23 protein-coding genes are annotated in these 25424 nt (G+C 62.6%); 9 read left to right on the forward strand and 14 right to left on the reverse strand.

Annotated elements, in window-relative coordinates; genetic code table 11:
- Positions 1-34 precede the first annotated feature (34 nt).
- The 5 genes from betB to betI all read right to left on the reverse strand — a co-directional run bounded on the left by betB (position 35) and on the right by betI (position 6436).
- The gene (betB, locus tag AC0L28_RS10475; RefSeq protein ID WP_473477243.1) at positions 35-1498 is read right to left on the reverse strand and encodes a betaine-aldehyde dehydrogenase; all 1464 of its coding nucleotides are present in this window, start codon (positions 1496-1498) and stop codon (positions 35-37) included.
- 161 nt (positions 1499-1659) lie between these two features.
- The gene (betA, locus tag AC0L28_RS10480; RefSeq protein ID WP_473477246.1) at positions 1660-3312 is read right to left on the reverse strand and encodes a choline dehydrogenase; all 1653 of its coding nucleotides are present in this window, start codon (positions 3310-3312) and stop codon (positions 1660-1662) included.
- 3 nt (positions 3313-3315) lie between these two features.
- Entirely contained in the window at positions 3316-4323 is a 1008-nt protein-coding gene (locus AC0L28_RS10485) for a threonine/serine dehydratase (protein WP_473477249.1), read from the reverse strand.
- A complete protein-coding gene (gene betC, locus AC0L28_RS10490) occupies positions 4320-5849 on the reverse strand; it encodes a choline-sulfatase (RefSeq protein ID WP_287173937.1) in 1530 nt (509 codons plus the stop codon). The genes AC0L28_RS10485 and betC overlap by 4 nt, the downstream gene beginning before the upstream one ends.
- Positions 5846-6436: a choline-binding transcriptional repressor BetI gene (betI, locus tag AC0L28_RS10495; protein ID WP_287173935.1), complete on the reverse strand. Its 591-nt coding sequence runs from the start codon at positions 6434-6436 to the stop codon at positions 5846-5848. The genes betC and betI overlap by 4 nt, the downstream gene beginning before the upstream one ends.
- 225 nt (positions 6437-6661) lie before the next feature.
- Here betI and AC0L28_RS10500 point away from each other — a divergent pair, with 225 nt between their 5' ends.
- The 3 genes from AC0L28_RS10500 to greA all read left to right on the forward strand — a co-directional run bounded on the left by AC0L28_RS10500 (position 6662) and on the right by greA (position 9602).
- Positions 6662-7828 (forward strand): acetyl-CoA acetyltransferase, encoded by a 1167-nt coding sequence (locus AC0L28_RS10500; RefSeq protein ID WP_473477252.1) that lies wholly within the window; start codon positions 6662-6664, stop codon positions 7826-7828.
- Positions 7829-7956: 128 nt separating this feature from the next.
- Positions 7957-8961 carry an asparaginase gene (locus tag AC0L28_RS10505; protein WP_473477255.1) on the forward strand — a complete coding sequence of 335 codons (1005 nt, stop codon included), beginning with the start codon at positions 7957-7959 and terminating at the stop codon, positions 8959-8961.
- A 167-nt stretch (positions 8962-9128) separates the two neighbouring features.
- Entirely contained in the window at positions 9129-9602 is a 474-nt protein-coding gene (gene greA, locus AC0L28_RS10510) for a transcription elongation factor GreA (RefSeq protein ID WP_287228781.1), read from the forward strand.
- Here greA and AC0L28_RS10515 read toward each other — a convergent pair.
- The 4 genes from AC0L28_RS10515 to AC0L28_RS10530 form a co-directional block, all read right to left on the reverse strand.
- The gene (locus AC0L28_RS10515; RefSeq protein ID WP_287228782.1) at positions 9599-9988 is read right to left on the reverse strand and encodes a type II toxin-antitoxin system death-on-curing family toxin; all 390 of its coding nucleotides are present in this window, start codon (positions 9986-9988) and stop codon (positions 9599-9601) included. The two genes, greA and AC0L28_RS10515, sit on opposite strands and share 4 nt — an antisense overlap.
- Positions 9985-10206 carry an AbrB/MazE/SpoVT family DNA-binding domain-containing protein gene (locus AC0L28_RS10520; RefSeq protein ID WP_128168029.1) on the reverse strand — a complete coding sequence of 74 codons (222 nt, stop codon included), beginning with the start codon at positions 10204-10206 and terminating at the stop codon, positions 9985-9987. The genes AC0L28_RS10515 and AC0L28_RS10520 overlap by 4 nt, the downstream gene beginning before the upstream one ends.
- A gap of 72 nt (positions 10207-10278) precedes the next feature.
- Positions 10279-12402 (reverse strand): methylmalonyl-CoA mutase, encoded by a 2124-nt coding sequence (scpA, locus tag AC0L28_RS10525; protein ID WP_128168030.1) that lies wholly within the window; start codon positions 12400-12402, stop codon positions 10279-10281.
- Positions 12399-13838, reverse strand: a complete 1440-nt coding sequence (locus tag AC0L28_RS10530) for a methylmalonyl-CoA mutase subunit beta (protein WP_473477258.1) — start codon at positions 13836-13838, stop codon at positions 12399-12401. The genes scpA and AC0L28_RS10530 overlap by 4 nt, the downstream gene beginning before the upstream one ends.
- 257 nt (positions 13839-14095) lie before the next feature.
- Here AC0L28_RS10530 and AC0L28_RS10535 point away from each other — a divergent pair, with 257 nt between their 5' ends.
- A complete protein-coding gene (locus AC0L28_RS10535) occupies positions 14096-15643 on the forward strand; it encodes a helicase HerA-like C-terminal domain-containing protein (protein WP_473477261.1) in 1548 nt (515 codons plus the stop codon).
- A 120-nt stretch (positions 15644-15763) separates the two neighbouring features.
- On the opposite strand, the gene AC0L28_RS10540 is transcribed toward AC0L28_RS10535, so the two are convergent.
- The gene (locus AC0L28_RS10540; RefSeq protein ID WP_473477262.1) at positions 15764-16588 is read right to left on the reverse strand and encodes a L,D-transpeptidase; all 825 of its coding nucleotides are present in this window, start codon (positions 16586-16588) and stop codon (positions 15764-15766) included.
- Between the two features lie 229 nt (positions 16589-16817).
- Positions 16818-17480, reverse strand: coding sequence for a haloacid dehalogenase type II (locus AC0L28_RS10545; protein ID WP_023800845.1), 663 nt, complete (start codon positions 17478-17480; stop codon positions 16818-16820).
- Positions 17481-17637: 157 nt separating this feature from the next.
- Here AC0L28_RS10545 and AC0L28_RS10550 point away from each other — a divergent pair, with 157 nt between their 5' ends.
- From AC0L28_RS10550 to AC0L28_RS10565, 4 genes are all read left to right on the forward strand, one after another.
- Positions 17638-18516: a branched-chain amino acid aminotransferase gene (locus tag AC0L28_RS10550; protein ID WP_128168036.1), complete on the forward strand. Its 879-nt coding sequence runs from the start codon at positions 17638-17640 to the stop codon at positions 18514-18516.
- Between the two features lie 107 nt (positions 18517-18623).
- Positions 18624-19220, forward strand: a complete 597-nt coding sequence (locus AC0L28_RS10555; protein ID WP_128168037.1) for a superoxide dismutase — start codon at positions 18624-18626, stop codon at positions 19218-19220.
- Positions 19221-19418: 198 nt separating this feature from the next.
- Positions 19419-19862 (forward strand): c-type cytochrome, encoded by a 444-nt coding sequence (locus AC0L28_RS10560; protein ID WP_473477265.1) that lies wholly within the window; start codon positions 19419-19421, stop codon positions 19860-19862.
- Positions 19863-19871: 9 nt separating this feature from the next.
- Positions 19872-20819 carry a cytochrome c gene (locus AC0L28_RS10565; RefSeq protein ID WP_287122032.1) on the forward strand — a complete coding sequence of 316 codons (948 nt, stop codon included), beginning with the start codon at positions 19872-19874 and terminating at the stop codon, positions 20817-20819.
- A gap of 6 nt (positions 20820-20825) precedes the next feature.
- Here the strand turns inward: AC0L28_RS10565 and AC0L28_RS10570 are convergent, their stop codons facing one another.
- The 3 genes from AC0L28_RS10570 to AC0L28_RS10580 all read right to left on the reverse strand — a co-directional run bounded on the left by AC0L28_RS10570 (position 20826) and on the right by AC0L28_RS10580 (position 24578).
- The gene (locus AC0L28_RS10570; RefSeq protein WP_473477267.1) at positions 20826-21674 is read right to left on the reverse strand and encodes an LON peptidase substrate-binding domain-containing protein; all 849 of its coding nucleotides are present in this window, start codon (positions 21672-21674) and stop codon (positions 20826-20828) included.
- Between the two features lie 204 nt (positions 21675-21878).
- The gene (locus tag AC0L28_RS10575; protein ID WP_027152788.1) at positions 21879-22268 is read right to left on the reverse strand and encodes an SET domain-containing protein; all 390 of its coding nucleotides are present in this window, start codon (positions 22266-22268) and stop codon (positions 21879-21881) included.
- A 159-nt stretch (positions 22269-22427) separates the two neighbouring features.
- Positions 22428-24578 carry a S9 family peptidase gene (locus tag AC0L28_RS10580; protein ID WP_473477270.1) on the reverse strand — a complete coding sequence of 717 codons (2151 nt, stop codon included), beginning with the start codon at positions 24576-24578 and terminating at the stop codon, positions 22428-22430.
- Between the two features lie 117 nt (positions 24579-24695).
- Here AC0L28_RS10580 and AC0L28_RS10585 point away from each other — a divergent pair, with 117 nt between their 5' ends.
- Positions 24696-25064, forward strand: coding sequence for an SH3 domain-containing protein (locus AC0L28_RS10585; protein WP_287244297.1), 369 nt, complete (start codon positions 24696-24698; stop codon positions 25062-25064).
- The last annotated feature ends 360 nt before the right edge of the window (positions 25065-25424 follow it).

The following is a 25424-nucleotide window of genomic DNA, read 5'->3' on the forward strand; positions in this document are numbered from 1 at the left end:
TGGCTAAGGTCTCCGGACGGCGGCGCGGTGAGCCTCAATAGGGGCTCGCGACGTCGCCGGCCTCGACATAGACCGACTTCAACTGCGAATAGAGTGCCAACGCGGCAAGCGAGTTTTCTCGCCCGATTCCTGACTGCTTGAAGCCGCCGAAGGGAATTTCGACCGGCGTTAGGTTGTAGGCGTTGATCCAGCAGGTGCCGGCCTGCAGCTCGGCGATGACGCGGTGGGCGCGCGGCAGGTCGCGCGTGAACACGCCGGCGGCAAGGCCGAATTCGGTATCGTTGGCGCGGTCGATCACCTCGTCCTCACCGTCGAATTTCAGCACGCTCATGACAGGCCCGAAAATCTCCTCGCGCGCGATGCGCATCGTGTCGGTGACGCCGGTGAAGACCGTCGGCTCGACGAAGAAGCCGCCTTGGAAACCTTGCAGCGAAGGTACATTGCCGCCGCAGGCGAGCACAGCGCCATCTTGCTTGCCGGCCTCGATATAGCCGATGACCTTTTCATGCTGCGCCTTGGAGACCAGCGGCCCCATCTGCGTTTCCTGGTCAAGCGGATCGCCGATACGGATTTTCTTGGTCCGCTCGACCAGCCGTTCGACGAAACGGTCGTGGATGCCCTTCTGCACGAACACCCGCGTGCCGTTGGAGCAGATCTGGCCGGCCGAATAGAAATTGCCGAGCATGGCGCCGCCGATGGCATTTTCGAGATCGGCATCGTCGAAGACGATCAGCGGCGACTTGCCGCCAAGCTCCATGGTGGCATGCTTCATCTTCGAGCCGGCGAGCGACAGCACCTTGCGGCCGGTCGGCACCGAGCCGGTCACCGAAACCTTGGCGACGACATCGTGGCCGACGAGGCCGGCGCCGACATCGCCATAGCCCTGCACGACGTTGAACAGCCCATCGGGCAGGCCGGCCTCGGTGTAGATTTCGGCGAGCGCCAGCGCCGACAGCGGCGTGTTCTCCGACGGCTTGAACACCATGGCGTTGCCCATGGCGAGTGCCGGCGCCGATTTCCAGCCGGCGATCTGGATCGGGTAGTTCCAGGCGCCGATGCCGACGCAGACGCCCAGCGCCTCGCGCCTTGTATAGGCAAAGGCGCCGCCGAGATCGACGGACTCGCCATTATAGGCAGCGACCGCGCCGCCGAAATATTCGAGGCAGTCGGCTGCCGATGGCGCGTCCGCCACCAGCGTCTCCTGGATCGCCTTTCCGGTATCCAGCGTCTCGATGCGCGCCAGGTCGGCGTTGCGCACGCGCAATATGTCGGCGGCGCGGCGCAGGATGCGCCCGCGCTCGACCGGCTTCAGCCGCGCCCAGGCCGGTTGTGCTGCACGCGCTGCTTCGATCGCCAGTTCCAGCACGTTCGGCGTCGCCGAACGCAGCATCGCGATGGTCTCGCCGGTTGCCGGATAGATGACCGGCAGCGGCGCACCTTGCTCATCGTCGATGTAGCGTCCGTTGACATAGTGCGATGCCTTTGGCTGGGCGCGCATGGGACCTTCTCCAAATTGTCTTTCGATGCGACCGGCGGGCAGACACCGCCGGATCATCGCTTATCGCATCGGCCCGAAAATCGGAATCGATTTTCGGAAAGCACGATGCGAGGACTAAAAAGCGATAGAGCGCTTGTGCGTCCGAATGGACGAACGTCGTTCTATCGATCCGACACCTGCCAGCGCGGATTGATCCATGGTTCCTGGTTGGACGGCGCCAGCGGCGTGCGGCCGAGAATGTGGTCGGCGGCCTTTTCGCCGGTCATGATTGAGGGCGCGTTGAGATTGCCGTTGGTGACGCGCGGGAAGATCGAAGAATCGGCGATCCGCAGCCCGTCGACGCCGATGACACGGCATTGCGGATCGACGACGCTCATCGGATCATCCTTGCGGCCCATCTTGCAAGTGCCGCAAGGGTGGTAGGCGCTTTCGGCGTGATCGCGGATGAAGGCATCGAGATCGTCGTCCGACTGCACGTGCGAGCCCGGCGAGATCTCCTTGCCGCGATAGGCATCGAAGGCCGACTGGCCGAAGATCTCGCGCGTCAGCCGGATGCAGTGGCGGAACTCGATCCAGTCGTCCGGATGCGACATGTAGTTGAAACGGATCACCGGCTTCGAGCCGGGATCGGGCGAGCGCAGCGTGACGGAACCGCGCGACTTCGATCGCATCGGCCCGACATGCGCCTGGAAACCATGCGCTTTCGCCGCCGCCTTGCCGTCATAGCGGACCGCCGCCGGGATGAAATGATACTGGATGTCGGGATAGTCGACGCCGGCGCGCGAGCGCACGAAGGCGGCCGCCTCGAAATGGTTGGTTGCGCCGAGGCCCGATTTGAAGAACAGCCATTGCGCGCCGATCAGCGCCTTGGAGAACGGGTTCAGCACCGAATTCAGCGTGATCGGCTGCGTCGATTCCTGCTGGATGTAGAGTTCCATATGGTCCTGCAGGTTGCGGCCGACGCCGGGCCGGTCGGCGATCACCGGAATGCCGTATTCCCTCAGATGTTGGGCCGGGCCGATGCCGGACAGCATCAGGATCTTGGGCGAATTGATCGAGGAGGCGGCAACGATCACTTCACGTCGCGCCTTGATCACCTGAATCCGTCTGCGCACTTCGATCTCAACACCGGTGGCGCGTTGATTCTCGATGATCACCCGTCGGGCGAAGCCCTTGACCAGGCTTACATTTTTCCGCCTCAGCGCCGGCCTGAGATAGGCACTCGCCGCCGACCAGCGGCGGCCGCCGCGAATGGTCTGCTCCATCGGACCAAAGCCTTCCTGCTTCGCGCCGTTGTAGTCGTCGGTCAGCTCGAAGCCGGCCTGACGGCCTGCCTCGACGAAGGCGCCGTAGAGTGGATTCGTCCTTGAGCCGCGCTGCACGGTCAGCGGGCCGCCGTGGCCGCGCCAGCCATTCTCGCCGCCGTTGGCGTCCTCCATGCGCTTGAAGTAGGGGAGCACGTCGGCAAACCCCCAGCCAGCCGCGCCCTGTTCGGCCCAATGGTCGAAATCGCGGGCATGACCGCGTACATAGACCATGCCGTTGATCGAGGACGAGCCGCCGATGACCTTGCCACGCGGCGTCGCCAGCACACGGCCGCCGAGATGCGGCTCCGGCTCGCTGGCAAAACCCCAGTCGTAGAGGCTCATATTGAGCGGGATCGACAGCGCCGACGGCATCTGGATCAGCGGCCCGATGTCGCTGCCGCCAAATTCGATGACGATCACCGAATATTTGCCATCCTCCGACAGCCGGTAGGCCATGGCCGAGCCGGCCGAGCCGGCGCCGATGATGACGAAATCCGCCTCAAGCATGGTTCATATGCGCCCATCGTTCATATGCGTCATGAAATCGGCGAGCGAGACATTGCCGCCGGTTGCCACCACGAGCACGCTCTTGCCGCTCACATCCACCTTGCCGCCGAGCAGCGCCGCCAGCGATGCAGCGCCCGAAGGTTCCAGCACCAGCTTCAACCGTTCGAAGGCGACGCGCATCGCGCCGCGCACCGATTGATCGTCGACGGTGATGCCGCGAACGCCCGCGGTCCTGACCGCCGCGAACGGCGCGTCGCCGGGCCTGCGCGCCATCAGCCCGTCGCATATCGATTTCGGCCCGATCGGCATGGTTTCGATGACGCCATGCGCCAGCGACGCGCCCATTCCGTCGAAACCTTCCGGCTCGACGCCAATGATCTCGGTCGCCGGCGACAGATAGTGGAAAGCCAGCGAAACGCCGCCGATCAGCCCGCCGCCGCCGACCGCGCAGAACAGCAGATCGGCGCTGGCATTCCTGGCATCGAGTTGCTCGAGTGCCTCCAGCCCGGCACCAGCCTGGCCGGCGACGATCTCGGGGTCATCGAACGGATGCAGCAGCGCCAGCCCCTCGGTCTCGGCGATCTCTCGCGCCGTGGCGGCGGCAACCTCCTCACGCGCGCGCTCGCCATGGTCGGTCAGCACCACGCGCGCGCCATAGCCGGTCGTTGCGTCGCGCTTGGCGGCCGGCGCGTCGATCGGCATGACGATGGTCACTGGAATGCCCAGCGCCTGGCCGGCGGCGGCCAGCCCTTGCGCAAAATTGCCGGAGGAATAGGCGACGACGCCCTTCCTGGCTTCATCGGGCGAAAGCCGCTTCAGCCGCCAATAGGCGCCGCGCACCTTGAAGGAACCCGCCCATTGCAGCGACTCCGGCTTGACGAAGACGCGCAAGGCGCCGGTCTCTCTGGCCAAGGCCGCCGATCCCAGCAGCGGCGTGATCTGCGTCGCCTTGGCGGTGACGGCATAGGCCTGTTTGAGGTGATCGAGGGAGGGGACCTGGGTTGTCATCATTCGCCTCGTGGAAAGCGCTTCTGCTCTTCGAGCAGGTCGAGGTTCATGTGGTTGCGCATGTAACGTTCCGAGGCCTTCTGCAGCGGCTGGAATTCCCAGGGGTAATGCGTGCCGTTGCGCAGCGCCGGATAGACCACCCAGCGGCGCGCCTGGCTGGCGCGTACGGCGGCATCGAAGGCAGCCATGTCCCAGCGCGCCCGGACCTTATCGGTGAAAGAAGCCACCAAAGCCGCGTGCGCCGGGTCGGCGGCGAGGTTGGTCAATTCCCGCGGATCCGATTCAAGATCAAACAGTTGCGGCGGATCGATCTCGCAATGGATGAATTTGTAACGGCCCTCGCGGATCGCCACCATCGGTGCGTTGGAGCCTTCGGCCGCATATTCCATCAGCACAGGTTCAGTGCGCGTCTTGCCGTCGAGCAGCGGCAGCAGCGACTGGCCGTCGGTCCATGGCGCAATCCCGCTCATGTCGATGCCGGCGAGGTCGCAAAGCGTCGGCACGACGTCGAGATTGGAGACCGGTGCGTCGATCAGGATGGCCGAAATGTCTTTTCCGGCGATCATCAGCGGCACCCGCGCCGAGCCCTCGAAGAAGCACATCTTGAACCACAGGCCGCGCTCGCCGAGCATGTCGCCGTGATCGGAGCAGAACAGGATGATCGTGTCGTCGAGCATCCGCGTGCGCTCGAGCACCGACAGCAGTTCGCCGACCTTGTCGTCGAGATAGGAGATGCTGGCGAAATAGCCGCGCCGCGCGCGGCGGATCTGCTCGCCGGTGATGTCGAAACTGTCATAGTCGCTGGCGCGGTAAAGCCGCTGCGAATGCGGATCCTGTTCGTCATAGGGGATGAAGCCGACTTCCGGCTCGAGCGCCGGGCAATCCTCGTAGAGATCCCAATAGCGCCGGCGCGCGACATAGGGGTCGTGCGGATGGGTGAAGGAGACGGTCAGGCACCACGGCCGGCGCGCGGCATCGTCCGAGACGCGGGCGAAATCATAAAGCTTCTGCACCGCGTGAAAAGCGACTTCGTCGTCATATTCCATCTGGTTGGTGATCTCGGCGACGCCGGCGCCGGCCACCGAGCCGAGATTGTGATACCACCAGTCGATCCGCTCGCCGGGCTTGCGATAATCCGGCGTCCAACCGAAATCGGCCGGATAGATGTCGGTGGTCAGCCGCTCCTCGAAACCATGCAACTGATCCGGCCCGACGAAATGCATCTTGCCGGACAGGCAGGCGTGGTAGCCGGCGGCACGCAGATGATGCGCATAGGTCGGGATCGACGAGGCGAATTCGGCGGCATTGTCATAGACCTCGGTGCGCGACGGCAACTGGCCGCTCATGAACGCCGCACGGCCCGGCGCGCAGAGCGGCGAGGCGGTGTAATTGTTCTTGAAGCGCGCCGAACGAGCCGCCAGCGCCTTCAGATGCGGCGCATGCAGGAAGTCCGCCGGCCCATCCGGGAACAATGTGCCGTTGAGCTGATCGACCATGACGATCAGAAAATTGGGTCGCTTCGACGTCACTGCGCGCTCCGCCGGCCGAGTTTCGTTTCGAGATAGTCCTCGATCAGCGCGATCGCGGTCGCGGCATTGGGCACGCCGTCCTTCAGCGCGCGCCTGATGTAGAGCCCGTCGATCAGCGCCGCTGTCGCCTCGGCGACGCGGTCGGCTTCGCTTCTCGGCAGGATGCAGGTCAGCCCGCTCAACAGATTGGAATGCAGGCGTCGCGCATAGACCTTGAGCAGCCGGCGCAGCGCTCGCGATTTCTGCGCCTCGACATAGAAGGCGAGCCAGGCGGCTATCGTTTCCGGCTGGAACTGGGCGTCGGAGAAATTGACCGCGACCACCGCCGAAACGCGCTGGCGTGGCGTGCTGGCCGATCGAAGCGCGCGCCGCATGTCGGCGGTCAACTCGGCCAGGATGTGCCGCATCGTCGCCAGCAAAAGTTCGTCCTTGGCGCCGAAATAGTGATGGGCGAGCGCCGAGGACACGCCGGCGCGCCCGGCGATTTCCGACATCGTCACATCAAGCGAACCGCGCTCGCCGATCGCCGAGATCGTCGCGTCGATCAGCGCCCTGCGGCGCAGCGGCTCCATTCCGATTTTCGGCATCTTTGCTCCGGTCCGTTGCGGCAAGATTATTTTTTATTGACGGATCAATCAACAAAAATCCGACGCGATTTTGTGGCAAAAGTCGGCTGCCGTGACCAGATATCAAGATCAAGTCGTTGTGTGGTTCTGGCCCCTTTACGAAGTCGCTGGAACGGTTCATGCTTGAACAATGTTGATAGCGCGCCGCGACATCGCGTAGCCCGGCCCGCAGGGATGGAGATAACCATGACAGCATGCATCGTCGGCTGGGCGCATTCGCGCTTCGGCAAGCTCGAAGGCGAGACGCTGGAGGGCCTCATCACCAAGGTGGCTAGCGAGGCGCTCGATCATGCCGGCATCGGTCCGGACGAGGTCGACGAGATCGTGCTCGGCCACTTCAATGCCGGCTTTTCCGCACAGGATTTCACTGCAAGCCTGGTCCTGCAGGCCGACGACCGGCTGCGCTTCAAGCCGGCTACGCGGGTCGAGAACGCCTGCGCCACCGGCTCGGCGGCGGTCAGGCAAGGCATCCGCGCCATCGACGCCAATGCGGCGCGTATCGTGCTGGTGGTCGGCGCCGAGCAGATGACGACGACATCAGGTCCGGAAATCGGCAAGAATCTTCTCAAGGCCTCGTATCTGCCCGAGGAGGGCGACACGCCGGCAGGCTTCGCCGGCGTTTTCGGCCAGATCGCGCAAGCCTATTTCCAACGCTATGGCGACCAGTCGGACGCGCTGGCGATGATCGCCGCCAAGAACCACAGGAACGGCGTCGACAATCCCTACGCGCAGATGCGCAAGGATTTCGGCTATGAGTTCTGCCGGCACGAGAGCGAGAAGAACCCCTTCGTCGCCGGTCCCCTGAAGCGTACCGACTGCTCGCTGGTCTCGGATGGCGCCGCCGCCCTGGTGCTTGCCGACACGGCGACGGCATTGAAGATGCGCCGCGCCGTCGCTTTCCGCGCCAATGAGCACGTGCAGGATTTTCTGCCGATGTCGAGGCGTGACATCCTGGCATTCGAGGGTTGCGAGCAGGCCTGGAATCAGGCGTTGAACAAGGCCGGTGTGACGCTCGACGATCTGTCCTTCGTCGAGACGCATGACTGCTTCACCATCGCCGAGCTGATCGAATATGAGGCGATGGGCCTGGCCAAACCGGGCGAGGGCGCAAAACTGGCGCTGGACGGCGAGACGGCGAAGGACGGCCGGTTGCCGGTCAATCCGTCAGGCGGGCTGAAGGCCAAGGGCCATCCGATCGGCGCCACCGGCGTCTCGATGCACGTGCTGAGCGCCATGCAGCTCGTCGGCGAGGCCGGCGGCATCCAGGTGCCCGGAGCAAAGCTCGGCGGCATCTTCAACATGGGCGGCGCCGCGGTCGCCAACTACGTTTCCATTCTCGATCGGATCAGATAAAAGCGGCCCGCATTACAGCGCCGCGCGCCCTTCCGGACGCGAAAAGGGTGCTGTAACACTTTGATTTACGCATGATCCTTTTCGAAAATCGAATCCGATTTTCGAGGTCACGCGTTAGCGGGGAATTCATGACAAATCCGGTTCTGGTCGAAGTTTTGCGCGGCGCCGTGGTAGAGAGCGCGCATCGTGGCGCCATTGCGGTCTTCGATGCCGATGGCAAGCCGTTCCTGGAAATCGGCGATACGGCTCGCCCGGTGTTTCCGCGCTCGGCGGTCAAGGCGATCCAGGCGCTGCCGCTGGTCGAAAGCGGCGCCGCCGATGCGTACGGTTTCGGCGACCGCGAACTGGCGCTGGCCTGCGCTTCGCATTCCGGCGAGCCGGCGCATGTCGAACTGGCGCGGGCGATGCTGGCCAAGGCCGGGCTGGACGTGGCGGCGCTGGAATGCGGCGCGCATTGGCCGTCCAGCCATGACGCGACCGTTGCGCTGGCCAGCAACGGCAATTTGCCAAACGCGCTGCACAACAATTGTTCCGGCAAGCATGCGGGCTTCCTCTGCACCTGCGTCCACGCCGGCGTCGCCCATCGCGGCTACGTCAAATCCGGCCATGCCTCGCAGGAGATGGTGCGCGATGCGATGCAAGCGGTGACCGGTGCCGCCCATGATGTCGATCATTGCGGCACCGACGGCTGCTCGATCCCGACCTATGCCGTGCCGCTGCGCAGCTTCGCCCTCGGCTTTGCCCGCATGGCGACAGGTATCGGCCTTGAACCCGTGCGCGCCAAGGCCGCAAAGCGGCTGCTTTCCGCCTGCATGGCCGAGCCATTTCTGGTCGCCGGCACGGGCAGGGCCGATGTTGCGCTGATGCAGGCCGCGTCAGGCCGGATTTTTGTGAAGGTTGGGGCCGAAGGCGTCTATTGTGCGGTACTTCCCGAGCTTGGCCTTGGCATTGCGCTGAAATGCGATGATGGCGCCGGCCGCGCCGCTGAAGTCATGGTGGCGGCGTGCATGGCCAAGGTTTTGCACGCCGACAAGGCGCTGGCGGCGATACTGATCGAACAGGCACATCCGCCCATAGAAAGCCGGATCGGCGCCAAGGTCGGCTCACTCCGGCCCTCCGCTGCGCTGGCCTGAGAACGAGCATTCAGCTCGCATGATTGCGTCCGACGGTCAGTTGCGCAAAGCCACACAAATTCCCAGCGTCCTGCCATCGCGCCGCAGCAATCGTGCCAGACCGGATCGGCAATCCGGTTTGCCGGCAATAGCTTGTGGAGTCGCCACGCGAGGCATAAGCTCGACTGATGAGCAGAGCCTTCACGCGCGAAGAAGATAGCGAAAACGCCATCGCCGGCATCGGCGAGCGGCCGATCAGCCACCACCGCAATCTGGTGACGCAACGCGGCCTGGCGCTGATCGACGCCGAACTGGCTGGCCTGCGCGACGATCTGGGCAGAGCGGAAAAGAGGGCCGACCGCGAGCGCATCGCGCTCATCTCGCGTGATCTGCGCTACTGGACCGCGCGGCGTGAAAGCGCCGAGCTTTCTGTGCCGGAACCGGGCAGCGACCTGGTTCGCTTCGGCATGGGCGTCACGCTGGAAGGCGATGACGGCAGGAAGGTGCACTGGAGGATTGTCGGCGAGGATGAGGCGGATCCGGCCAAGGGGACGATTTCCCATGTTTCACCGATGGCCTTGGCCTTGTTCGGCAAGAAGGTCGGCGAAATTGCCGTGGTGAACGGCAAGGAGTGGGAAATCGTCAAGCTCTCCGACAATTAGACATCGATCTTGATGACATGGTCGCGGAAGAACGCCGCAGCACCAGCCTCGTCGATCTCGCCGGCGGCAACGCCCATGACGAACTCATAGATCGTGCCGTTGTCGGCCGTCAGCACATAGCCGTTGACAATCAGGAACGCGCCAGCGGCGACGATGGCCGTGCGCTTGTTGCCGTCGACAAAGGCGTGATTTCTGGCGATGCCGAAGATATAGGCCGCGGCCAGATCCTCGATCGATGGATCACCATAGTTGGCCTTGTTCTCGGCTCGGGCGAGCGCCGATTCGAGGGCATTCTCATCCCTCAAACCGTGCGCTCCGCCGTGCCGACGCAACTGGTCGGCGTGCATGGCTTCGACCGCACGCCGGCTCAGGAACTCCCAGCTCATTCGGCGAGCTTCTGAAGCGCGACTTTGTATTTGTCCATGACTTGGCGAGCAGCTTCCATCTGCCGCTCGAAGCTGTCGTCCACTGGCCGAAGGGCGATGCCCTTGCTCGTTTCGACGATCTCAAGCTGATCGCCGGCCTTCAGATTCAGGCGATCGAGAATTTCCTTGGGCAGGATCACGCCTTCGGAATTGCCGATTTTGCGAATGGTCGTGTTCATGGATTCAACCCTTGTTGCAACGCCAATTTATAACTCAAATTGTCGGTCGTTGCAACATGGATTATAACATGTTCAGCCGGCCTGCAGCAGCCTATCCATCAGCCGCTCCGCCGCTTCCGGGATGACGGTGCCTGGCGGGAAGATTTCCACAGCACCCGCCTGCCGTACCGCCTCATGATCTTGCGGCGGGATGACGCCGCCGGCGACGATCAGCATATCGTCGCGGCCAAGCTTCTTCAGCGCGTCCCTGAGTTCGGGAATGAGCGTCAAATGACCCGCGGCCAGCGACGAGGCGCCAATGATATGCACGTCGTGCTCGACGCCAAGCCTGGCGATCTCGTCCGGCGTCTGGAACATCGGCCCGACGGTGACGTCGAAGCCTAGATCGGCAAAGGCGGTGGCGATCACTTTCTGGCCGCGATCGTGGCCATCCTGTCCCATCTTGGCGACGAGAATGCGTGGCTTGCCGCCGGACTTCTCCTCGAACGCGACGATCTTGTCCTGCAGCCGATCGACCGCCGGATTGTCGCCGAGCGCCTTGCGATAGACGCCGGAGATCGTCTGGACGGAGGCGACATGGCGGCCAAAAACCTTTTCCAGCGCCAGTGAAATCTCGCCGACCGTGGCGTTGGCGCGTGCGGCGCGAATGGCGAACTCCAGCAGATTTTCGCCGCTCTCCGCAGCCCGGCTCAGCGCACTCAGTGCGCTCTCGACGGCGCCGACGTCGCGCGTGCCTTTCAGCCGCTGCAGTTTCGACAATTGCCGGGCCCTGACTTCGGCGTTGTCGATCTTCAGCACGTCGACTTTGATATCCGTCTCGGGACGATGGGCGTTGACGCCGACCAGGATCTGCTCGCCGGAATCGATCCGCGCCTGCGTGCGCGCGGCGGCCTCTTCGATGCGCAGCTTCGGTATGTTTTTTTCGGTTGCGGCGGCCATGCCGCCCAGGCTCTCGACCTCTTCGATATGGGCAAGCGCGCGCGCCGCCAGGTCATGCGTCAGCCGTTCGAGATAGGCAGAGCCGCCCCACGGGTCGATGATGCGGGTGGTGCCGGATTCCTTTTGCAGGATGAGCTGCGTGTTGCGGGCGATGCGGGCCGAATGGTCGGTCGGCAGCGCCATCGCCTCGTCGAAGGCGTTGGTGTGCAGCGATTGTGTATGACCCTGCGTCGCCGCCATCGCCTCGATCATGGTGCGAATGATGTTGTTGTAAGGGTCCTGCGCCGTTAGCGACCAGCCCGAAGTCTGGCAATGGGTGCGCAGCGACAGCGAGCGCTCGTCCTTCGGCGAGAAGTTCTTCAGCATCAGGGTCGACCACAAAAGGCGGGCTGCCCTCAGCTTGGCGACCTCCATGAAGAAGTTCATGCCGATCGCCCAGAAGAAGGACAAGCGCGGCGCAAAACGGTCGATATCGAGACCCGCCGCGACACCGGCACGGGCATATTCAATTCCATCGGCGATCGTGTAGGCGAGCTCGAGGTCGGCGGTCGCCCCTGCCTCCTGCATGTGATAGCCGGAGATCGAAATCGAATTGAACTTCGGCATGTGCTGCGACGTATAGGAGAAGATGTCCGACACGATCCGCATCGAAGGTTTTGGCGGATAGATGTAGGTGTTGCGCACCATGAACTCTTTCAGAATGTCGTTCTGAATGGTCCCGGCGAGGTCCTTTTGCGCAACGCCCTGTTCTTCCGCGGCGACGATGTAGAGCGCCATGATCGGCAGCACCGCGCCGTTCATGGTCATCGACACCGTCATCTCGTCAAGCGGGATGCCGTCGAAGAGCTGGCGCATGTCGAGGATGGAATCGATGGCGACGCCTGCCATGCCGACATCACCGGCAACGCGCGGATGATCGCTGTCGTAGCCGCGATGCGTGGCAAGGTCGAAAGCGACCGACAGTCCCTTCTGGCCGGCCGCGAGGTTGCGCCGGTAAAAGGCGTTCGACTCTTCCGCCGTCGAGAAGCCGGCATATTGCCTGATCGTCCACGGCTGCTGGACATACATGGTCGGGTAGGGGCCGCGCACGAATGGCGGCAGGCCCGGATAAGCGTCGAGATGCGGCAACCCCTTGAGGTCGCCCTGGTTGTACAGATGCTTGATGGCCAGTCCTTCCGGGGTCATCCGCTGGCCCTTGACCTCAATCGGCGCCCGGCGCGGCGCCGACCAGCCGATCTGGCTGAAATCCGGAATCATGATGCTGCTCCGAGCGATTGATCGATACGGATCGGAAACAGCGGCTCGCACACCGCGACGCCCTCGGTGACCGAGGGCCGCCGCTCCGCCGCCAAGGTTTCGACCGGACGTTCGATCTTCGACGGGTGAAGCGTCGTGCCGATGATGGCCCGGTCTCCCGCCTGATAGGCGGCATTGCGGCGGGCGGCGGCCGCCTGAACCCGTTTCTGGATGTGCCCTTGCTGCAGGCTGGACAGCACGCCGCCTTCCGCCTCGATCCGCTGGAATTCTTCCCACGCAGCTTCACCGAGTTCGCCAGTCAGCGCTTCAACGGCGCCCGAACCGCAAGCAGGGTCGGCGACATGATCGATATGGCTTTCGTTGGCCATGATCAGTTGCGTATTGCGGGCAACACGGCGGGCAAAGCCCGCCGGCAGGCCATGCGCGATCGTATGAGGCAGGATGGAGACCGAGTCCGCCCCGCCGGCTGCCGCGGCAAAAGCGGCGATCGTGGTGCGCAGGATGTTCGTCTCCGGGTCTGCCGAAGTCATCATGCGGAACGATGTCTCGGCATGAACGTTGGCGGTGGCGGCGGAGATCGAGCATGCCTCCTGGACCCGCGCCCACAGCCTGCGCAGGGCCCTGACCTTGGCCATCGATACGAACTGGTCCTGGTCGACGCTCAGCGCAAAGCCGATATGGGGCGCCGCATAGACAAGCGGCTGGCGCGCCTCCTCAAACATCCGGAGATAGGAGACCGCCGAAGCCATCATGGTGCCCAGCTCCTGCGCTTCGGTGGCACCGGCATTGTGGAAGACGCGTCCGTCTGCCTCCAGCAGGACCCCGGGCACGCCCATCGAGAAAAAGTGCGCCAGGGACTGCGGCATCGACGCCTGCAAGGCCTCTATCGACATCCGCAACCGGCCGGTTCCGGCAAAGATCGCCGCCGGGTCGATGCCGAAGGATAGGTTGAGCTTTGCCGGGTCTGACCGGCGCTTGCTCAAGAACGCAACCAGCCAGTCGGCCACGGCGCGGCTCCAGGGATGCGCGTCGATGCGGACCTGGATGCGGTTGAGCGGCACGCCGTCCAGCACGGTCTCCAGCGCCTCGGCAGTCCTCGGCAGGCCGTAGCCGAACGCATTCGGCGCGCCTTCGAAGACAAGCGACAATCCGGTGGCGCCCTGTGCGACGTCCTCCAGGGCCTGGGTTTTGGCGCGGCCGACATCCGGATCGTCGATACGCTGGCTGACGATCCACGGCGATCCGGGGTTTGCCCGTGGGAGAGGCTCTGCGGTGACCGAACGATCATAAAGCGGTTCGATGCGGATGCCATCGTCCGTATGGGATACGAGTTTTTCCTCGAAGGATCCGCCGGCCAGGGCTTTTTCCGCAAGGGCCAGCCACCGCTGCCGGTCAGGGTTCGGAAGTTCGGCATCGTGGTTCAAGGCACCGGCCATCCGCTCTCCTCGTCTTCTCGGCCGATAGGCCTGGAACGTCAGTCTACGGTTCCCCGTCGCATATCACAATGCAACACGCGCCCTGCGACGGTGAACCGTCAACCGATTGCCAAACATGCGCAAAATCCGCAAGCTCCAAAACCCAATTTCGACCATGGCCATTGTCGCTGCGCAATGGCGTCATTATACCTGCGGCGAGCCCCGCTACTTTCAATAGATCAGGGCATTCAACACTTCAGGTTGCGGAGACCCGACACATGGCTGACGACACCAGTATTTTCATCGGAGCCAGCCGAAAGCCTGATGACAGCTACCAGCGCGCCGAAAACCTGCTGCTTCAGTATGGCAATCGTCATGGCCTGGTCACCGGCGCGACCGGCACCGGCAAGACCGTGAGCTTGCAGATTTTGGCGGAAGGTTTCTCCAATGCCGGCGTGCCGGTCTTCTGCGCCGACATCAAGGGCGACCTGTCCGGTATCGCCATGATGGGCACGGCACAGGATTTTCTGGTCAAGCGCGCCGAGCAGGTCAAGCTCGATCCCTATGCTTTCCAGGAATTTCCGGTCATCTTCTGGGATCTTTTCGGCGAGCAGGGCCATCCGATCCGCGCCACAGTCTCGGAAATGGGGCCGCTGCTGCTGTCGCGCCTGATGAACCTGTCCGAGGCGCAGGAAGGCATCATGAACATCGCCTTCCGCATCGCCGACGAGGAAGGCTTGTTGCTGCTGGACCTGAAGGACCTGCAAGCGCTTCTTGCCAACATTGCCGAACGCGCCGAAGAAATCGGCGCTCGCTACGGCAATGTGACGAAACCTTCGGTTGGCGCAATCCAGCGCACGCTGCTGGTTCTGGAGCAGCAGGGCGCGACGAATTTCTTCGGCGAGCCGGCATTGCGGATCGCCGACATCATGCGCACCACCCGCGACGGGCGCGGCGCGATCAGCGTGCTGGCCGCCGACAAGCTGATGATGAATCCCCGGCTCTATGCGACATTCCTGTTGTGGCTGATGTCGGAACTGTTCGAGGAGCTGGCCGAAGTCGGCGATCCCGACAAGCCAAAGCTGGTCTTTTTCTTCGACGAGGCGCACCTTCTGTTCGACGACGCGCCGAAGGTGCTGATCGACCGCGTCGAGCAGGTGGTTCGCCTGATCCGTTCGAAGGGCGTCGGCGTCTACTTCGTCACCCAGAATCCGCTGGATATCCCCGAGACCGTTCTGGCCCAGCTCGGCAACCGGGTGCAGCACGCCCTGCGCGCCTACACGCCACGGGAGCAGAAGGCCGTGAGGACCGCCGCCGAGACGTTCAGGCCCAATCCCGACTTCGACTGTGCTACCGTGATCACGCAGCTCGGCACCGGCGAGGCGCTGGTCTCGACGCTGGAAGCCAAAGGTGTTCCGTCCATGGTCCAGCGGACGCTGGTTCGCCCGCCGTCGTCGCGACTTGGCCCGATCACGCCTGACGAGCGCCGCACGCTGATCACCGAGAGCCCGGTTGTGGGGCAGTACGATCAGACCGTCGATCGCGAATCGGCTTTCGAGATGCTGCAGAAAAAAGCCAAGGATGCGTTGGACGCGGAGGCGCAGCAGCAGGAGAGCGGCGGCTCGCGCTGGACCATTCCAGGCTTCGGCAATGATGATCCCGCCCCCCAGCCCACCGGCGGCAGGCGAGCACCGGCGCCACGAGCGTCCAATCGCCAGTCGGTGGCGGAGGCGGCGATCAAATCGGTGGTTCGCTCGGTCGGCACGTCCGTTGGACGGGCGATCGTGCGCGGCATCCTCGGCAGCCTGGCCAGGGGGCGGCGCTGAAAGCACCGCATCGGACCAAAAACCGGGCACCGGTTTTGCGAGAATCCGATGCTCAGGGAAAAGCATCGGACCGGCAAGTTGCGGCACCGAAAGTCCACCGCTCCAGCGCCTTCGACCAGCTCAGAAGATCGGCTCCGAGATCGCCCCTGCCGGGCCGAGCAGGATCGATCCTTCCGGGACGCCCGCATCGATTGGAATGGCTTTGCGGTCTGCCGTGGCAACCAGTTCCTGACCGACACCGGAGGTAACGATCACCGGCGTCTTGTTGGGCACACGGTCATAGAGGTCGATAATGTCCTGATTTATCAAGCGAACGCAGCCAGATGACACTGATTTGCCTATGGAAAACCACTCCGGCGAGCCGTGCAGGCGGTACAGCGTGTCCTCGTTGCCCTCGAAGAGATACAGCGCCCGCGCTCCGAGCGGATTGGTGAGCCCGCCGGGCATGCCGCCATTCTCGGCGCTGTATTTTGCGTACTCGGGCTGGCGGGCGATCATTTCGGCCGGCGGCGTCCATTTCGGCCACTTCTGCTTCCACTGGACGACGGCATCGCCAGACCATTCGAAACCGGCGCGACCCAGCCCGACCCCATAACGAATGGCTTGTCCGCCCGGACGCACGAAATAGAGGTGGTGGCCGGCCGTATCGACGACGATGGTGCCGGGCGCTTGGCCGGTCGGATCGGGAACGATCTGACGCAGAAATTGCTCGTCGATTTTCTCGTAGGGTATGCCCGGCAGCTCGAACCCATTGTCGCTGACCGGACCGTACATTGTTGCATAGTCCATGAGCGGCGGCTCGACGTTGGCAGGCGGCGGCAGCTCGACAGGCCGGCCTGCCGTCGTGGTGCAGGCGGAAACCGCAATCGAGGCGGCGCCGAGCGCAGCGGCGTTGAGAAAGCCGCGACGGCTTAGGCGATAGGAGTCGATTTCGGTTGTGAACATCGTTGCCTTTTTTAAGTCTCATATCGAAACAGAACATGAATACGCCAATCAGTACGGCGCGCCAGCCCTACCAATGCCTGGCGCGATAGGCGGTTCCGATTCTGGCCTGAGGGTGAACAAACAAAGGCAAAGCTGTGACGGTTCAGCCCCTGTTGCGCCGAGGCAACAGGCCCGCAGCGCCGCGCGTAATGATCCTTTCCAAAAATCGATTCCGATTTGGGCTCATGTGTCAGCCTGCGGCGAGCAGGCCTTCGAGCGAGGGCAGGATCAGGGCCGGCGGAAAGTCCCGGTATTCCTCGGGCTGGTCGGAGCGGTTGATCCAGACTGTCCGGAACCCGAATTTGGTGGCGCCGGCGACGTCCCAGCGGTTGGATGACTGAAACGACACCGCACCCGGATAGAGACGCCAGCCTGTCGTGACCATGTCGTAGACCGACGGATCGGCCTTGAAGCGCTTGACGGCCTCGACGGAATAGATGTCGTCCAGAACCTGGTCGAGCGCGGCCGATTTGACCGCCGCTTCCAGCATTTCAGGCGAGCCGTTGGATAGGATCGCCAGCTTGGCGCCAGATGCTTTGAGCGCCTTGAGCACGGCCGGCACCTCCGGATAGCAGTCCAGCCGCCAATAGGCGTCGAGCAGCTTGGCCCTCAGTCCCTTGTCCGCGGAGGGAACCTTGCGCAAGGCGAAATCCAGCGCCTGTTCGGTGAGTTGCCAGAAATCGGCGTAGGCGCCCATCAGCGTCCTCACCCAGGAATATTCCAATTGTTTGGCGCGCCAGATCTCCGACAGGAGCTGGCCGTCCGGTCCGATCTGGTCGGCATGACGGCGGACGGCTGCGTGCACGTCGAACAGCGTTCCGTAAGCGTCGAAAACGTAAGCCGCATGTTGCATGGTGACAGTTTTGCGGCGAGGCAAGGCCAGGCGCAAGCACGGATTGCAATTTCGCATGCCGCTGGCCTTAACAAATCTCAGCCATATCAGTTGACGGCAGACGCCAAAGCATCTTCCAATGGCGAGACAAGACAGCTCTGAAACGCGGAATCAAGCGATGACACTGGCGGCTGCGGCGCAATCCGCGACATGGACCTTCGTGGATGGCGACTGGTATGACGGCAACGTCGCCATTCTGGGGCCGCGCAGCCATGCCATGTGGCTCGGCACCAGCGTGTTCGACGGCGCCCGCTGGTTCGAGGGCGTCGCCCCCGACCTCGACCGCCACGCCGCCAGGGTGAACGCCTCGGCGATCGCGCTTGGTCTCAAACCATCCATGAGCGCCGAAAAGATCGTCGGGCTGACCTGGGACGGGCTGAAGAAGTTCGACGGCAAGACGGCGGTCTACATAAGGCCGATGTACTGGGCCGAACATGGTGGCTATATGGGCGTGCCGGCAGATCCGGCCTCGACCCGGTTCTGCCTTTGCCTCTATGAATCGCCGATGATCTCGCCGGCAGGCTTTTCTGTCACCGTCTCGCCGTTCCGGCGCCCGACCATCGAGACCATGCCGACCAACGCCAAGGCCGGCTGCCTTTATCCCAACAATGGTCGTGCCATCCTCGAAGCCAAGATGCGCGGCTTCGACAACGCGCTGGTGCTCGACATGCTGGGCAATGTCGCCGAGACCGGAACCTCGAACATTTTCCTGGTCAAGGATGGCCATGTCCTGACGCCGGCGCCGAACGGCACGTTCCTGTCCGGCATCACCCGTTCGCGGACGATGACGCTGCTTGACGAATATGGCTTCAAGACCATCGAAAAGGCGCTGTCGGTGCGCGAATTCCTCGAAGCCGACGAGATATTCTCGACCGGAAACCACTCGAAAGTCGTGCCGGTCACCCGCATCGAGGATCGCAATCTCCAGCCCGGGCCTGTAGCGAAAAAGGCGCGCGAACTCTATTGGGAGTGGGCGCATTCGACTTCGGCCGGCTGACTGGCTAAAAAGCGAACCGGCGCTTCGTTCCGGAGTTGCTCCACACCAATCCAGACCTATGTTAGTCCGGTATCGACACCGGATTTTTTCCACGAGGAGTACGACCGATGGCTTTTGAATTGCCCGCCTTGCCCTATGACTATGAGGCGTTGCAGCCTTACATGTCGAAGGAGACGCTGGAGTATCACCACGACAAGCACCACAAGGCCTATGTCGACAACGGCAACAAGCTGGCTGCCGAAGCCGGGCTCGGCGATTTGTCGGTCGAAGAGATTGTGAAACAATCCTTCGGCAAGAACCCCGGGCTCTTCAACAATGCCGGCCAGCACTACAATCACATCCACTTCTGGCAGTGGATGAAGAAGGGCGGCGGCGGCAACAAATTGCCCGGCGCGCTGCAAAAGGCGTTTGACAGCGATCTTGGCGGTTACGACAAGTTCAAGGCCGATTTCATCGCCGCCGGCACCACCCAGTTCGGTTCGGGCTGGGCCTGGGTTTCGGTCAAGGACGGCAAGCTGGCGATCTCGAAGACCCCGAACGGCGAGAACCCGCTGGTCCATGGCGCGACCCCGATCCTGGGCGTCGATGTCTGGGAGCACTCCTATTACATCGACTATCGCAACGCCCGGCCGAAATATCTCGAAGCCTTCGTCGACAATCTCATCAACTGGGACCATGTCCTCGAGCTCTACGAAAAGGCGTAGGCCTGACTGAGTTGCAGAAGAGCCCCGGCAAAACCGGGGCTTTTCTCTATGTGCCAAATGATCGGCCGCCCTTTTCCAACGACCGTCGCGAAAAATTCACACAAGCGTGAGGCGAATTTCCGGAATTTTCAAGCCAGTTTTGCCGTTATGGATCAGTCGGACCTTCACCCGAAACATCTTCACCATGGAGCCAGTTGAATGAGAAAGCTTATCCTCGCCATCTCGATGCTCGCCTTCGCCGGTTCGGCGGCGTTTGCCGATCCGATCCAGGAGCGGCAGGCCATTATGAAGGAACGTGGAAAGATCGCCGGCCAATTGTCGAAAGTCGTCAAGGGCGAGACCCCTTACGACGCAGCGGCCGTGCTGGCGGCGTTGAAGGCGCTGGAGGCAAACGCCGAGAAGTTCCATGCAAAAGTCGACACTCTTTTCCCGGCTGGCAGCGACACCGGCGACACCACAGCTGCCCCAAAAATCTGGGAGGATATGGCCGGCTTCAAGGCGGTGGAAGAAAAATATCTCGCCGACGTCAAGGCTGCGGCGGCCGCCGCTCCTGCCGACGTCGATGCCTTCAAGGCGGGGTTCAACACCATAGGCGGCGATTGCGGCACCTGCCACAAGACATACAGGATTAAGAAGGGCTGATAGCGGGCGATGCGCCTGCTGAAAAAACTCGTCGGCGCCGCCCTCGTTCTGGGCGTCGCCGGCGCGGTTGCCGGCTGGTTCCTGTCGGCGCCGGTCAGGCTCGACAGCGAGGCTCTGGCGCAGCTCGGCCCCGGCGATGCCGCCAGGGGCAAGCGCATTTTTTATGCCGGCGGCTGCACGTCCTGTCATGCGAAGCCAGGCTCGCAAGGCGACGCCCGCCTTCAACTGGCCGGCGGTCTCGAACTCAAGACGCCGTTCGGCATCTTCGTGCCACCGAACATCTCGCAGGATGCCACGGACGGTATCGGCGGCTGGTCGGTCGAAGACCTCGCCAACGCCATGCTGAAGGGCGTTTCGCCGAGCGGCGAGCACTTCTATCCGGCGTTTCCCTATGCGTCCTACGCACGCATGAAGCCGGCCGACATTGCCGATCTCCATGCCTTCCTGAAAACGCTTCCGGCGGTGGCGGGCAAGGCGCCGCCCAATTCGCTGGGGTTCCCATTCAACATCCGTCGCGGCATCGGGCTGTGGAAACGTCTCTATTTGAGTGACCAGCCGGTGGTTTCCTTCCCCGATGGCACGCCGGATCCGGTGATGGCCGGCCGTTACCTGGTCGAAGGGCCCGGCCATTGCGGCGAATGCCACACGCCGCGCGATTTTGCTGGCGGCACCAGGAAGAGCGAGTGGCTGGCCGGAGCCACCGCTGCCGAAGGCAGCGGCATCGTGCCGAACATCACTTCGGGCGAAGGCGGGCTCGGTGACTGGTCGGAGGCCGACATAGCCTACTTTCTGGAGACCGGCTTCACCCCGGATTTCGATTCCGTCAGTGGCGCCATGGTCGACGTGCAGAGAAACATGGCCGAGTTGGCACCGAACGACCGTGCGGCGATCGCGGCCTATCTGAAGGCCATCCCGCCGCACCCCAACGGCTATCCCCCACGCAAGCCGGCGAATTAGCACCCGTCAGCCGGCTGGCTCTGGCCCATTCTCAGGCCGGCCAGCCTCCATCAGGTCGAAGATCTTTTCAAGCCGGACGACGACATCGCTGGTTTCCAGAAGCTGCTGCTTCTGTTCGATACTGATCGACAGCAGCGGCGCGAGCGTATCGGCTAGGACACCGGGATCGCCGATGGAGGGCAGGCCGAGTCGCGCCTTGGCCCTTCGTGGAAGCGAGGAAAAATCGATGTTGGCATAGCTCTGATATGTATCGAGAACCGCGCTCGAACGTGCTACCGCCTCCGCCGATTGGCGACGCTGCTCTTCGACTGGCGCGACCTCCGCCGCCAGAAAGTCGGCGTTGACCAGGTGAAGGATCGCGGCTCGCTGGAGGCCGGAGACCGAGACCTTGAGTACCCCATCCACCTGCGTCTGGCAGTTTATCACGCTAGCCGTGACACCCACCGGATAGAGAGAATCGAGGTTGCCGGGATCGTCGTCGGTCGCCTGCCTCTGTGCGACCACAAGAACGCGGCGGTCGCCTGCCATCGCGTGCTCCACTGCGCGCCGCGTTTTGTCGCGGCTCACGAAGACCGGAACAGTCATTTGCGGAAAGAGCACGAAATCCCGCATTGGAAAAATCGGCAGATCCGCGCCGGTGGACGGGGGCGGGCTGGCCTCGGGCGCCGGGTTTCTGGGCCCAGCACCGACTGGTTGGCTCGCCTGAATCCTTGCAGCCAATACGTTCCAGTCGCGCAAGCCGAGGACCCTAGCAATGAGCTCGAGGCTTTCGCTGTGGGACAGGGAAACGGATTTGGCGCTCAGCGCTTCGGACAGCGTTTGCGCCATGGCTTTTGCATCGCGGAAATCGCGCATGGAATCATCCTTTGCTTCGAGGAACGGAAGACGTCAGAGCTTGCGTTACTGACCCGTTCGTTCGGGCAAAGGGAGCCTGAAGTGGCTCGATACATTCACCTTACCCCGGAGGGCGCAAGCAGCAGGTTGTATCCACCTGTTTGGAAGGTGCGCTGAAGGTCCGGTGTTGTCAATCCTGCCCGCGATGCATTCCACGTTCCCGATTTACGGGTGGCGATCGCCGAGGAAATCGAAGCCGGTTTCGAAGAAATGATTGTAGTTGCAGGTCATTTCCTCGCCGGGCGCGATGTCGCGCAGTGCATAAGTCTCCTCGGGCGAGGCGACGTCGCAATTCGGGTCGTCGGCATGGTTCATGTAGCGGGCGTCGTCGGCTTCGAAGACGACAAAGTTTGGATCGCGCCGGTCGGGATAGGAATAGCGATCGAGATAGGCTCTGACCGGCCCGGTTTCGCGTTCATAGACCTCGACTGGGATGCGCCGGTCGTAATTGGGATGGAGCTTCCAGACCAGTGTGCCGCGGGGAATGTGGTTCTTGGCAAAGACACCGATGCCCTGGATGGGCGATTTGTCGAGATAGACGTCGACGAGCAACATGGCGGACCCTTGGCGTGACTGGATGATTTTTGGGTGGCGCGGCTGCGAAAAGCCGCGCATTGGGTAGCGCGCAGCTATGGCAATCGCGAGCGGAAAATCGACCTGACCTGACCCGGAATCGATTTTCCGCTGGTGGGGATGGTGCGCAAGATCAAGCTCCTACAGCGCCGTCTGTGCGTCCAACAGGGTCGGCGGCGCTGTGGTGGCAAGGTCGGCCTTGCCCGCCACCTTCAGCGCAAACGCATAGGTGAAGGCGATTTCCTCGAGCCGGGAAAACCGGCCGGATGCACCGGCATGACCGGAGTCCATGTTGATCTTGAACAGCACTGGATTGTCGCCGATCTTGCGGTCGCGCAGCCGCGCCACCCACTTGGCCGGCTCCCAATAGGTGACACGCGGGTCGGTGAGGCCGGCAAGCGCCAGGATCGGCGGATAGTCGAGCGCGGCGACATTGTCATAGGGCGAGTAGGCGGCGACCGTTCGGTAGTCCTCCTCCGAGGCGATCGGATTGCCCCATTCGGGCCATTCCGGTGGCGTCAGCGGCAGGGTCGCGTCGAGCATGGTGGTGAGCACGTCCACGAACGGAACCTCGGCGACAATACCGCCGAAGCATTCCGGCGCCATATTCGCGACGGCGCCCATCAGCAGGCCGCCGGCCGAGCCGCCCTGACCGACGATGCGGTCATGTTGCGTATAGCGTTCGGCGACGAGATGGTGGGCGGCTGCGATGAAATCGGTGAACGTGTTCATTTTGTGCGCCCGCTTGCCGTCGTCGTACCAGCCATAGCCCTTGTCCTTGCCGCCGCGGACATGGGCAATCGCGTAGACGAAGCCGCGATCGACCAGCGATAACAAATTGGTGTTAAAGGCGGCCGGGACCGTGATGCCGTAGGAGCCGTAGCCGTAAAGCAGGCAAGGCGCTGATCCGTCGAGCGGCGTGTCGCGATGGTGAATGAGCGAGACCGGCACCAGTTCGCCGTCGGCTGCGGGCGCCATCAGCCGCCGCGTCACGTAATGGTCCGGGTCGTGACCGGACGGAACTTCCTGGGTCTTCAGCAGCACGCGCTCACGGGTCCGCATGTTGTAGTCGAAGACCTGCGCCGGCGTTGTCATGGATGAGTAGGAAAAGCGCATGATCTCGGTATCGTATTCATAGGATCCCGACAGGCCGAGCGAGAAGGCTTCCTCGTCGAAGGAGATGAGATGTTCCTCGCCGCTGTTGCGGTCATGCACGACGATGCGCGGCAGGCCTTCCTTGCGTTCAAGCCTGACCATGTGGTCCTTGAAACCGATTACCGAAAGGATCAGCCGGCCCGCTTCGTGCGGCACCAACTCCTGCCAGTTGGCGCGCACCGGGTCGCTCGCCGGCGCAGTCATGATCTTGAAATCCTTGGCGCCGTCGGCGTTGGTGAGAATGAAGAAGATATCGCCGCCTTCTTCGAGGTCGTATTGCAGGCCGGTCTCGCGCGGGGCAACCAGCTTCGGTTCGGCGAACGGCTCGCTGGCGCTCATGATGCGATATTCCGAGGTCTCGTGGTCGTTGATGCCAAGCATGATCCACTCGTTGGAGCGTGTGCCGCCGACATTCATGAAGAAGCCTGGATCGGTTTCTTCGTAGATCAGCCGGTCGTTCTCAGGACTGTCGCCAAGGGCATGGAACAGCACCTTGGAAGGACGGTGGTTGGCATCGAGGCGGGTGTAGAAAAATCCGTCATTTCCGGCATCCCACACGCCGCCGCCACCGGTATCCGGAATCCTGTCGGCCAGATCGTTGCCGTCGGCGAGATCGCGGACGCGAAGCGTGTAGAATTCGGAACCCTTGTCATCGAAGGCCCACAGAAGCTTGCGGTGATCGGTCGAATGGTCGACACCGCCGAGGCGGAAATAGGCCTTGCCTTCGGCCTCGAGATCGCCGTCGAGCAGGATCTCTTGGTCGCCGCCGTCGCGCGGCGTGCGGAAATAACGCGGCTGCTCGCCGCCAAGCTTGAAAGATGACCCATAGGCGTACGGCCCATCCTTCATCGGCACGGACGAATCGTCCTCCTTGATGCGGCCCTTCATCTCCTTGAAAAGCCGCTTCCGCACCTGGGCGGTGTCGGCCATGAGCGCTGCCTGATAGACGTTCTCGGCTTCGAGATGGGCGCGGATTTGGGCGTCGAGCAGCGACGGATCCCTGAACATCTCTTGCCAGTTGTCGGCTCTCAGCCAGGCATAGTCGTCCGTCCGCGTCACTCCATGATGCACATCGAAGACCGGTCGCTTCTCAGGTTGCGGCGGGCTGATAGTTGGAAATGCTGGGGTTCGGGTCATTGCGTCTCGCTGTGGAAGTTACTGTATGGAGAATGAACACGCCGATCAGCGCAGGTTCAAGAGCCGGAGTATATGTTTGCGCCGGGCTCCAGAAGATGAGCCGGAGGAGAGGGAAAAATGAAGTTCCGTTTTCACGCTGCTGCGGCTTTCGCCGTCGCTTCGACAGTCTTCGCCTTTATCGGCCAATCTCATGCAACCGTGTTCGCAGCTTGGCAAGTGACCAACCTTCCGTTTGGCGACACGCTCAACGTGCGCAAGTATCCGGCCGGATCGTCCCAGAAACAGGCCGCCTATCCCAACGGTGCCGTTTTGCAGATGACCGGGAGATGCACCGGCGGCATAAACCTGCTCGACATCGGCAAACAGCCGGTTTGGAAGCAGGAACAGAAGATCCGCTATCGCTGGTGCGAAGTCTGGCACGATCCGGCCCAGAACGGCAATTTCGTCACCGGCTGGGTCTACGGAAAATACATCACCCCACATTGATGGATCGGTGCCGGTCCGCGGTGCTGATTTCCGGCTTGCTTGCAACAGCAAATCGCAACCTATGGTTTTGTAGATTCTAAAAACAACCAGATAGCCTACGCCACAACCAAGCATAGCCAAGCATTGAGATTTTTTTACTGGCTCTCATGGATGTAACGGCAGCTTGACTGGGCGTCCGCCGCTGCTGGTCTGCCCAGAAAATATCGCAAAGTTACAGAGTGCACGAAAGGTTGAAGCTGATCGTCGAATATTTTATTGCCATCGATGAATACAGCGCAAGAAGCGAATTGACTTACTTGGCTTAGTGGCTCATTAGGATGCTACGACGCGAATCGCAGAGGCTCTTTCCTGCAAAAATTT

The sequence above is a fragment of the Mesorhizobium sp. WSM4847 genome (assembly GCF_055811335.1).